We start from the raw sequence: 10,590 nt of genomic DNA on the forward strand, positions 1-10,590 counted from the left end.
TCCACAAGCGTTATTCAATTCTATGATTTATCTTGTTTTTTAATCCACAGGTGACGGTGTTGCGCAACGTCCTGGTGGGTTTTCCAATTCTGGTCACTGAAAATAAACAGGATCTTACACCATGTTATCCACAGAAAGCTGGGATAACTGTGAAAAACCCTCACTACTGTTTCCATTTACAGCCTTGACGTGCGACGAAACTCTAATTTTTAGTGGTGCGGTGCTTAACTTAGTGGCACATTCTGTGGATAAATACGACGTTGGTTGATCTTTCACCAATGCGAAAATGAGTGGTGTGACATGGGTCACGAATTTCTCTGTTTTATCAATATTTATGTGTTTAATATATTGATTAATAACGAATATTTTAAATTGTATTTTAGCGACTGATTCAGAATGCTCTGGGTTTTCCCGTGGTAATTCCGTAGTTCTTCACAACTCTATCCACAGAAAAGGTGAATAAAAACGGCTATCCACCCCGTCCTCTGTTTATAACTCTGCACTTAACTGTGAGTTATTCAATTGTTATTAGTGTGTAATGCCCTGCAGAGAGTGGTTTACCGTCTTCCTGGAGTATGAAACAATCATTCGTATATAAAGCTTTATTTTGAGGTAGTCCGGTGATTGATGACGATGGCTACCGCCCAAACGTAGGTATCGTGATTTGTAATCGTCAGGGGCAAGTGATGTGGGCCCGGCGATTTGGTCAGCACTCCTGGCAATTTCCGCAAGGCGGAATTAATCCCGGAGAATCCGCAGAACAGGCGATGTACCGTGAATTGTTTGAAGAAGTAGGATTAAGCCGTAAAGACGTTCGAATCCTTGCTTCAACGCGTAACTGGTTGCGCTACAAATTACCGAAACGTTTGGTGCGTTGGGACACGAAGCCGGTTTGTATCGGCCAAAAACAAAAATGGTTTCTCTTGCAGCTGGTGAGCGGCGATGCGGAAATCAATATGCAAACCAGCAGTACACCAGAGTTTGACGGCTGGCGATGGGTAAGTTACTGGTATCCGGTCAGACAGGTGGTGTCATTTAAACGTGATGTCTACCGTAGGGTAATGAAAGAGTTCGCAAGTGTTGTGATGGCGCTGCAAGAAAATACGCCTAAACCACAAAACGTATCTGCTTATCGACGTAAAAGAGGTTAAGTCACGCCCATTATGCTCACTCGCCTGCGCGAAATAGTCGAAAAGGTAGCCAGCGCACCACGCCTGAATGAGGCGTTAAATATTCTGGTTACCGACATCTGTCTTGCGATGGATACCGAGGTCTGTTCGGTCTACCTGGCCGATCACGACCGACGTTGTTACTACCTGATGGCGACCCGAGGATTAAAAAAGCCACGTGGTCGCACCGTAACGCTCGCGTTTGATGAAGGGATCGTCGGCCTGGTTGGCAGGCTGGCGGAACCGATAAACCTTGCGGATGCGCAAAAACACCCCAGCTTCAAATATATCCCCTCCGTAAAAGAAGAACGTTTCCGCGCGTTTTTAGGCGTGCCAATTATTCAACGTCGCCAGTTACTTGGTGTACTGGTGGTACAGCAACGAGAGTTGCGGCAGTACAACGAAAGTGAAGAATCTTTCCTGGTGACGCTTGCCACCCAGATGGCAGCTATTCTTTCTCAGTCGCAGTTGACTGCCTTGTTTGGGCAATATCGCCAGACGCGAATCCGCGCATTACCGGCAGCGCCCGGCGTGGCGATTGCTGAAGGCTGGCAGGATGCCACGTTACCCTTAATGGAACAGGTATATCAGGCATCAACGCTGGATCCGGCTCTGGAACGCGAGCGACTGACCGGGGCGCTGGAAGAAGCGGCTAACGAGTTTCGTCGCTACAGCAAACGCTTTGCTGCCGGTGCACAAAAAGAAACAGCGGCTATTTTCGATCTTTACTCACACCTGCTTTCTGACACGCGTCTGCGTCGCGAATTATTTGACGAGGTGGATAAAGGCTCAGTTGCAGAGTGGGCGGTGAAAACGGTCATTGAAAAATTCGCCGAACAGTTTGCTGCGCTAAGTGATAGCTATCTCAAAGAGCGAGCCGGTGATTTACGTGCGCTGGGTCAGCGATTGTTGTTTCACCTTGATGATGCCAACCAGGGGGCGAACGCCTGGCCGGAACGTTTCATTCTGGTGGCAGATGAACTGTCAGCGACAACCCTTGCAGAGCTGCCTCAGGATCGCTTAGTCGGCGTTGTCGTGCGCGATGGCGCAGCCAACTCCCATGCTGCGATTATGGTACGTGCGCTGGGGATCCCTACCGTGATGGGCGCGGACATTCAGCCTTCGGTGCTGCATCGTCGCACACTGATTGTTGATGGTTATCGCGGTGAATTGCTGGTCGATCCGGAGCCGGTACTGCTGCAAGAATATCAGCGGCTGATTAGCGAAGAGATTGAGCTTAGCCGTCTGGCAGAAGATGACGTCAATTTACCTGCGCAGTTAAAAAGCGGCGAGCGCATAAAAGTTATGCTCAATGCGGGATTAAGCCCGGAACATGAAGAAAAACTGGGCAGTCGCATTGATGGTATCGGTCTTTATCGCACCGAAATCCCTTTCATGCTGCAAAGTGGTTTCCCGTCGGAAGAAGAACAGGTGGCGCAGTATCAGGGGATGCTGCAAATGTTCAATGATAAACCTGTCACCCTGCGTACGCTGGATGTCGGTGCTGACAAACAATTGCCCTACATGCCGATCAGCGAAGAGAATCCATGCCTGGGGTGGCGTGGGATTCGCATTACGCTCGATCAGCCGGAGATCTTTTTGATCCAGGTGCGGGCGATGTTGCGCGCCAATGCTGCAACGGGCAACCTGCACATTCTGTTGCCAATGGTCACAAGCCTGGATGAAGTTGACGAAGCACGCCGCTTGATTGAACGTGCCGGACGTGAAGTCGAGGAGATGATCGGTTACGCAATTCCCAAACCACGCATCGGTATCATGCTGGAAGTACCTTCAATGGTATTTATGCTGCCGCATCTGGCAAACCGGATCGATTTTATCTCTGTTGGCACCAACGACCTGACTCAATACATCCTGGCCGTTGATCGCAACAACACCAGAGTAGCGAACATTTATGACAGTCTTCATCCTGGGATGTTACGTGCTCTGGCGATGATCGCCCGTGAGGCGGAAACGCAGGGAATCGATCTGCGTTTATGCGGTGAAATGGCGGGCGATCCCATGTGCGTGGCAATCCTCATTGGGCTGGGGTATCGCCATCTGTCTATGAACGGACGTTCTGTCGCGCGCGTAAAATACCTGCTGCGGCGCATTGATTTTGCCGAAGCAGAAAATCTTGCGCAGCGCAGTCTGGAAGCGCAACTGGCGACCGAAGTTCGTCATCAGGTAGCGGCATTTATGGAGCGTCGCGGTATGGGCGGGCTGATTCGCGGGGGGTTATAGCGCGGATCATATACATATCTTTTAACGGTATCCGGCAACCAGCCAGGTTCCCTTGTGCTATTATTCGCACCTTTGGAGCGCCTGAAACCTGCGGCGCGCATTTCAATCGCTGTTCTCTTTCAGCGAAATAACAAGAACTTGTGGTGACAGATGACCAGTAGCTATCTGCATTTTCCGGAATTTGATCCGGTCATTTTCTCAATAGGACCCGTGGCGCTTCACTGGTACGGCCTGATGTATCTGGTGGGTTTCATTTTTGCAATGTGGCTGGCTGGGCGTCGGGCTAGCCGTCCAGGCAGCGGCTGGACCAAAAATGAAGTTGAAAACTTACTCTATGCGGGCTTCCTCGGCGTCTTCCTTGGCGGACGTATTGGTTATGTTCTGTTCTACAACTTCCCGCAGTTTATGGCCGATCCGCTGTATCTGTTCCGTGTCTGGGACGGCGGCATGTCCTTCCACGGCGGTCTGATTGGCGTGATTGTGGTGATGATTATCTTCGCCCGCCGCACCAAACGTTCCTTCTTCCAGGTCTCTGATTTTATCGCACCGCTCATTCCATTTGGCCTTGGAGCCGGGCGTCTGGGCAACTTTATTAACGGTGAATTATGGGGGCGCGTTGACCCGAACTTCCCGTTTGCCATGCTGTTCCCTGGCTCCCGTACCGAAGACATTCTGTTGCTGCAAAACAACCCACAGTGGCAATCCATTTTCGACACCTACGGCGTACTACCGCGCCACCCGTCGCAACTTTACGAGATGCTGCTGGAAGGTGTGGTGCTGTTTATTATCCTCAACCTGTATATCCGTAAACCGCGCCCCATGGGGGCTGTCTCAGGCTTGTTCCTGATTGGCTATGGCGCGTTTCGCATCATTGTTGAGTTTTTCCGCCAGCCCGATGCGCAGTTCACCGGTGCATGGGTGCAGTACATCAGCATGGGGCAAATTCTTTCCATCCCGATGATTGTCGCGGGTGTTTTCATGATGGTCTGGGCATATCGTCGCAGCCCACAGCAACACGTTTCCTGAGGAACCATGAAACAGTATTTAGAACTGATGCAAAAAGTGCTCGACGAAGGCACACAGAAAAACGACCGTACCGGAACCGGAACGCTTTCCATTTTTGGTCATCAGATGCGTTTTAACCTGCAGGATGGATTCCCGTTAGTGACAACCAAACGTTGCCACCTGCGTTCCATTATCCATGAACTGCTGTGGTTCCTGCAGGGCGACACTAACATTGCTTACCTGCACGAAAACAATGTCACCATTTGGGACGAGTGGGCCGATGAAAACGGCGATCTCGGTCCGGTTTATGGTAAACAGTGGCGCGCCTGGCCAACGCCAGATGGTCGTCATATTGACCAGATCACTACGGTACTGAACCAGCTGAAAAACGATCCGGATTCCCGCCGTATTATTGTTTCGGCGTGGAACGTAGGCGAACTGGATAAAATGGCGCTGGCGCCGTGCCATGCGTTCTTCCAGTTCTATGTGGCAGACGGCAAACTCTCTTGCCAGCTTTATCAGCGTTCCTGTGACGTTTTCCTCGGCCTGCCGTTTAACATTGCCAGCTACGCGTTACTGGTGCATATGATGGCGCAGCAGTGCGATCTGGAAGTGGGTGATTTTGTCTGGACCGGTGGCGATACGCACCTGTACAGCAATCATATGGATCAAACCCATTTGCAATTAAGTCGTGAACCGCGTCCGCTGCCGAAGCTGATTATCAAACGTAAACCTGAATCCATCTTCGACTACCGTTTCGAAGACTTTGAGATTGAAGGCTACGATCCGCATCCGGGCATTAAAGCGCCGGTTGCTATCTAAATTACGCAACATCCTGCCAGAGCCGACGCCAGTGTGCGTCGGTTTTTTTTATCCTTCGCTAAATTCTTCGAGACGCCTTCCCGAAATTTTGCAACGCCCTGCAACAGCGTAAATAGTCCGGAAGACGCGCCGAAGAATGAGAAACTGACCCTCGTCTTTTTTTCTCCTCGTCGCATACTGCCGGCATGAAAACACAACGTGGTTATACGCTGATTGAAACGCTGGTTGCGATGCTGATTTTGGTCATGCTAAGCGCAAGTGGACTTTATGGCTGGCAATACTGGCAGCAGTCGCAACGGCTATGGCAAACCGCCAGCCAGGCGCGGGACTATTTGCTCTATTTACGTGAGGATGCCAACTGGCATAACCGCGACCACAGTATCAGCGTCATCAGGGAGGGGAAGTTATGGTGTCTTGTGAGTTCTGCCGCAGGGGCGAATGCCTGTCATGGCAGTTCACCGCTGCTCTTCGTGCCACGCTGGCCCGACGTAGAAATGAGCGACCTGACGCCTTCGCTCACTTTATTTGGCATGCGCAATACCGCATGGGCAGGGCATATTCGCTTCAAAAACTCAACGGGCGAGTGGTGGCTGGTGGTTTCGCCGTGGGGAAGGCTCCGGCTTTGCCAGCAAGGAGAAACAGAAGGATGTCTGTAAAAGAGCAAGGATTTTCTCTGCTGGAAGTTTTGATTGCTATGGCGATCAGTAGCGTACTGTTGCTGGGGGCTGCACGATTTCTGCCTGCATTACAGCGTGAAAGTTTGACGAGCGCCCGTAAGCTGGCGCTGGAAGATGAAATCTGGCTGCGGATATTTACAGTCGCGAAGCATCTCCAGAGAGCGGGTTATTGTCATGGTAGCTGCACTGGCAAGGGGCTGGTCATTGTCGGGCAGGGTGACTGCATCATTGTTCAGTGGGATGCGAACAGTAACGGTATCTGGGAGAGCGAACCGGTAAAAGAGTCCGACCAGATTGGATTTCGTCTGAAGGAGCATGTGCTGGAAACGCTACGTGGTGCGACATCTTGTGAAGGTAAGGGCTGGGATAAAGTCACTAATCCGGATGCCATCATTATCGACACTTTTCAGGTCGTGCGTCAGGATGTCAGCGGTTTCTCGCCGGTGTTGACGGTTAATATGCGGGGCGCCAGTAAGGCTGAACCACAAACCGTGGTGGATGCCAGCTATAGCGTAACAGGATTCAACCTGTGAATAGTGAACGGGGAGTTTCATCGCTGGCACTGGTTCTGATGTTGCTGGTTTTGGGCAGCTTGCTGCTACAGGGAATGAGCCAACAGGATCGCAGTTTTGCCTCTCGGGTGACTATGGAAAGCCAGTCATTGCGTCGCCAGGCTATCGTACAGTCGGCGCTGGAATGGGGCAGAATGCACTCCTGGCAGACGCAGCCCGCAGTTCAGTGCTCACAGTACGCTGCAACCGGTGCCCGGGTTTGTCTGCGTTTACTGGCAGATAATGAAATCTTGCTGATTGCCGGTTATGAAGGCGTTTTGTTGTGGCGAACAGGCGAAGTCATCGATGGAAACATTGTTTTTTCGCCACGCGGCTGGAGTGATTTCTGCCCGCAGAAAGAGGGAGCGTTATGTCAGCTTCCCTGAAGAATCAACAAGGCTTTAGCCTGCCGGAAGTGATGTTGGCGATGGTGCTGATGGTAATGATTGTCACTGCATTATCGGGGTATCAGAGAACATTAATAAACAGTTTTGCCAGCAGAAACCAGTATCTGCAACTCTGGCGGCATGGCTGGCAGCAAACGCAACTGCGCGCGATTTCGCCACCTGCCAACTGGCAGGTTAACCGAATGCAGACATCGCAGGCGGGATGTGTCAGCATCAGCGTTACGTTAGTTTCACCCGAGGGCAGAGAAGGCGAGATGACCCGCCTGCATTGCCCGAATCGTCAGTAGTCAGGAGCCGCTATGTTAAGGGTCTACCATTCCAATCGTCTGGACGTGCTGGAAGCGTTGATGGAGTTTATCGTCGAACGCGAACGGCTGGACGATCCTTTCGAACCAGAAATGATTCTGGTGCAAAGTACCGGTATGGCGCAGTGGCTGCAAATGACGCTGTCGCAGAAGTTCGGCATTGCGGCAAACATTGATTTCCCGCTGCCGGCGAGCTTTATCTGGGATATGTTCGTCCGCGTATTGCCGGAGATCCCCAAAGAGAGCGCCTTCAACAAACAGAGCATGAGCTGGAAACTGATGACTCTGCTGCCGCAACTGCTGGATCGCGAAGATTTTACCCTGTTGCGTCATTACCTGACTGACGATAGCGACAAGCGCAAGCTGTTTCAGCTTTCCTCAAAAGCGGCGGATCTGTTTGACCAGTATCTGGTCTATCGCCCGGACTGGCTGGCACAGTGGGAAGCGGGGCGCCTGGTTGAAGGGCTGGGAGAAGCGCAGACCTGGCAAGCTCCTTTGTGGAAGGCGCTGGTGGAATATACCCATGAACTGGGGCAACCGCGCTGGCACCGTGCCAATCTCTATCAACGCTTTATCGAAACGCTGGAGTCCGCGACGACCTGCCCGCCGGGGTTACCTTTGCGTGTCTTTATATGCGGTATTTCCGCGTTACCGCCTGTTTATCTACAGGCGCTACAGGCGCTGGGTAAACATATTGAAATCCATCTTCTGTTTACCAACCCTTGCCGTTATTACTGGGGTGATATTAAAGATCCGGCTTATCTGGCAAAGCTTCTGGCTCGCCAGCGGCGACACAGTTTTGAAGATCGCGAATTGCCGCTATTCCGCGATAGCGAAAACGCCGGACAGTTGTTTAACAGCGACGGCGAACAGGATGTTGGTAACCCGCTACTGGCCTCGTGGGGCAAACTGGGGCGCGACTACATCTATCTGCTTGCCGATCTCCAGAGCAGTCAGGAGCTGGACGCATTCGTTGATGTTACGCCAGACAGCCTGTTGCATAACATCCAGTCCGACATTCTCGAACTGGAAAATCGTGCCGTTGCGGGCGTGAATCTGGCAGAGTTTTCCCGTAGCGATAAAAAACGTCTGCTTGATCCACAAGATAACAGCGTCACCTTCCACGTATGCCACAGCCCGCAGCGCGAAGTGGAAGTTTTGCACGATCGCCTGCTGGCGATGCTGGAAGAAGATCCGACACTTACTCCACGCGACATCATCGTGATGGTGGCCGACATCGATAGCTACAGTCCGTTTATTCAGGCTGTATTTGGTAGCGCACCTGCGGATCGTTACCTGCCTTATGCCATTTCCGACCGTCGGGCGCGTCAGTCGCATCCGGTGCTGGAAGCGTTTATCAGCCTGTTATCACTACCTGACAGTCGCTTTGTGTCAGAGGATGTGCTGGCGCTGCTGGATGTGCCGGTGCTGGCGGCGCGGTTTGACATCACCGAAGAAGGGCTGCGTTATTTACGTCTGTGGGTTAATGAATCCGGCATTCGCTGGGGGATTGATGACGACAACGTTCGCGAGCTGGAACTCCCCGCCACCGGGCAACACACCTGGCGATTTGGCCTGACACGCATGTTGCTGGGCTATGCAATGGAGAGCGCCCAGGGCGAGTGGCAATCGGTTCTTCCTTATGACGAATCGAGCGGCTTAATTGCAGAACTGGTAGGGCATCTGGCGTCACTGCTAATGCAACTGAATATCTGGCGTCGCGGCCTGGCGCAGGAGCGTCCGCTTGAGGAGTGGCTGCCGGTTTGTCGCGATATGCTCAACGCCTTCTTCCTGCCGGATGCGGAAACCGAAGCGGCGATGACGCTTATTGAGCAGCAGTGGCAGGCGATTATCGCCGAAGGTTTAGGTGCGCAGTATGGCGACGCGGTGCCGCTGTCACTGTTACGTGATGAACTGGCACAACGCCTCGATCAAGAACGTATCAGCCAGCGTTTTCTTGCGGGTCCGGTTAACATTTGTACGCTGATGCCAATGCGTTCAATCCCGTTCAAAGTGGTTTGCCTGCTGGGGATGAACGATGGCGTTTACCCACGCCAGCTTGCACCATTGGGCTTTGATTTAATGAGCCAGAAACCGAAGCGTGGCGACCGTAGCCGTCGCGATGACGACCGCTATCTGTTCCTGGAAGCGTTAATTTCCGCGCAGCAAAAACTCTATATCAGCTATATCGGGCGTTCCATCCAGGATAACAGTGAACGTTTCCCGTCGGTGCTGGTGCAGGAACTGATCGACTACATCGGACAAAGTCATTATCTGCCGGGTGATGAAGAGCTTAACTGTGATGAAAGCGAGGCAAGAGTAAAAGAGCATCTTACGTGCCTCCATACCCGGATGCCGTTTGATCCGCAAAACTACCAGCCTGGCGAGTTACAAAGCTATGCGCGTGAGTGGCTACCGGCAGCCAGCCAGGCAGGCAAGGCGCATTCTGAATTTGTCCAGCCTTTACCGTTTACCTTGCCAGAAACCGTGCCGCTGGAAACGCTACAACGATTCTGGGCGCATCCGGTGCGAGCGTTTTTCCAGATGCGTTTACAGGTGCATTTTCGTACCGAAGACAGCGAAATTCCCGATACCGAGCCATTTATTCTCGAAGGGCTTAGCCGTTATCAAATCAATCAGCAGTTATTAAATGCGTTGGTGGATCAGGATGATGCAGAACGTTTGTTCCGCCGCTTCCGGGCGGCAGGGGATTTACCGTACGGTGCTTTTGGTGAAATTTTCTGGGAAACGCAGTGTCAGGAGATGCAGCAGCTTGCCGACAGAGTCATTGCCTGTCGCCAGCCGGGGCAGAGTATGGAAATCGATCTCGCGTGCAACGGTGTGCAGATTACTGGGTGGTTGCCGCAGGTTCAGCCGGATGGCCTGCTGCGCTGGCGTCCCTCTTTGCTCAGTGTGGCACAGGGAATGCAACTTTGGTTAGAACACCTTGTCTACTGTGCCAGTGGTGGTAACGGTGAAAGCCGCCTTTTTCTACGCAAAGACGGCGAGTGGCGTTTCCCGCCGCTTGCAGCCGAACAGGCTTTACATTACCTCTCACAACTGATTGAGGGGTATCGTGAAGGAATGTCCGCGCCGTTGCTGGTGTTACCTGAAAGTGGCGGCGCATGGCTAAAAACCTGTTATGACGCGGCAAACGATGCCATGCTGGATGACGATTCCACGTTGCAAAAAGCTCGAACGAAATTCCTTCAGGCTTACGAGGGCAACATAATGGTGCGTGGTGAAGGTGATGATATCTGGTATCAACGGCTCTGGCGGCAATTAACGCCAGAGACAATGGAAGCCATCGTTGATCAGTCGCAACGTTTCTTGTTACCGCTATTTCGTTTTAATCAATCATGAGTTCTGTATAAAAATTGCGCAATCCATCTGCTTACTTTATGATGCGCACC

The 10,590-nt window shown here is 52.1% G+C and carries 10 protein-coding genes; all 10 read left to right on the forward strand.

All coding sequences use genetic code 11. The features are described from left to right. Positions 1-121 precede the first annotated feature (121 nt). The 10 genes from A7Z06_RS22265 to recC all read left to right on the forward strand — a co-directional run bounded on the left by A7Z06_RS22265 (position 122) and on the right by recC (position 10,540). Complete coding sequence (locus tag A7Z06_RS22265) at positions 122-268, forward strand: hypothetical protein (RefSeq protein ID WP_274541214.1); 147 nt, start codon at positions 122-124, stop codon at positions 266-268. Between the two features lie 352 nt (positions 269-620). Continuing rightward, a complete protein-coding gene (gene rppH, locus A7Z06_RS13365) occupies positions 621-1,151 on the forward strand; it encodes an RNA pyrophosphohydrolase (protein WP_000564488.1) in 531 nt (176 codons plus the stop codon). 12 nt (positions 1,152-1,163) lie between these two features. Continuing rightward, entirely contained in the window at positions 1,164-3,410 is a 2,247-nt protein-coding gene (gene ptsP, locus A7Z06_RS13370; protein WP_000957932.1) for a phosphoenolpyruvate--protein phosphotransferase, read from the forward strand. A gap of 150 nt (positions 3,411-3,560) precedes the next feature. Next, the gene (gene lgt / locus A7Z06_RS13375) at positions 3,561-4,436 is read left to right on the forward strand and encodes a prolipoprotein diacylglyceryl transferase (protein ID WP_000204651.1); all 876 of its coding nucleotides are present in this window, start codon (positions 3,561-3,563) and stop codon (positions 4,434-4,436) included. Positions 4,437-4,442: 6 nt separating this feature from the next. Next, positions 4,443-5,237: a thymidylate synthase gene (gene thyA, locus A7Z06_RS13380; RefSeq protein WP_000816232.1), complete on the forward strand. Its 795-nt coding sequence runs from the start codon at positions 4,443-4,445 to the stop codon at positions 5,235-5,237. A gap of 185 nt (positions 5,238-5,422) precedes the next feature. Beyond that, positions 5,423-5,893 carry a prepilin peptidase-dependent protein gene (locus tag A7Z06_RS13385; RefSeq protein ID WP_000857047.1) on the forward strand — a complete coding sequence of 157 codons (471 nt, stop codon included), beginning with the start codon at positions 5,423-5,425 and terminating at the stop codon, positions 5,891-5,893. After that, on the forward strand, positions 5,884-6,447 hold the full coding sequence (locus tag A7Z06_RS13390; protein ID WP_000111602.1) for a prepilin peptidase-dependent protein: 564 nt from the start codon (positions 5,884-5,886) through the stop codon (positions 6,445-6,447). The genes A7Z06_RS13385 and A7Z06_RS13390 overlap by 10 nt, the downstream gene beginning before the upstream one ends. Then, the gene (locus tag A7Z06_RS13395) at positions 6,444-6,851 is read left to right on the forward strand and encodes a DUF2509 family protein (protein WP_001083702.1); all 408 of its coding nucleotides are present in this window, start codon (positions 6,444-6,446) and stop codon (positions 6,849-6,851) included. The genes A7Z06_RS13390 and A7Z06_RS13395 overlap by 4 nt, the downstream gene beginning before the upstream one ends. Beyond that, positions 6,836-7,159: a prepilin-type N-terminal cleavage/methylation domain-containing protein gene (locus tag A7Z06_RS13400; protein ID WP_001276466.1), complete on the forward strand. Its 324-nt coding sequence runs from the start codon at positions 6,836-6,838 to the stop codon at positions 7,157-7,159. The genes A7Z06_RS13395 and A7Z06_RS13400 overlap by 16 nt, the downstream gene beginning before the upstream one ends. Positions 7,160-7,171: 12 nt before the next feature. Next, on the forward strand, positions 7,172-10,540 hold the full coding sequence (gene recC / locus A7Z06_RS13405) for an exodeoxyribonuclease V subunit gamma (protein ID WP_000946853.1): 3,369 nt from the start codon (positions 7,172-7,174) through the stop codon (positions 10,538-10,540). The last annotated feature ends 50 nt before the right edge of the window (positions 10,541-10,590 follow it).

This window comes from Escherichia sp. MOD1-EC6819 (assembly GCF_002965765.1).
Lineage (GTDB): Bacteria > Pseudomonadota > Gammaproteobacteria > Enterobacterales > Enterobacteriaceae > Escherichia > Escherichia ruysiae.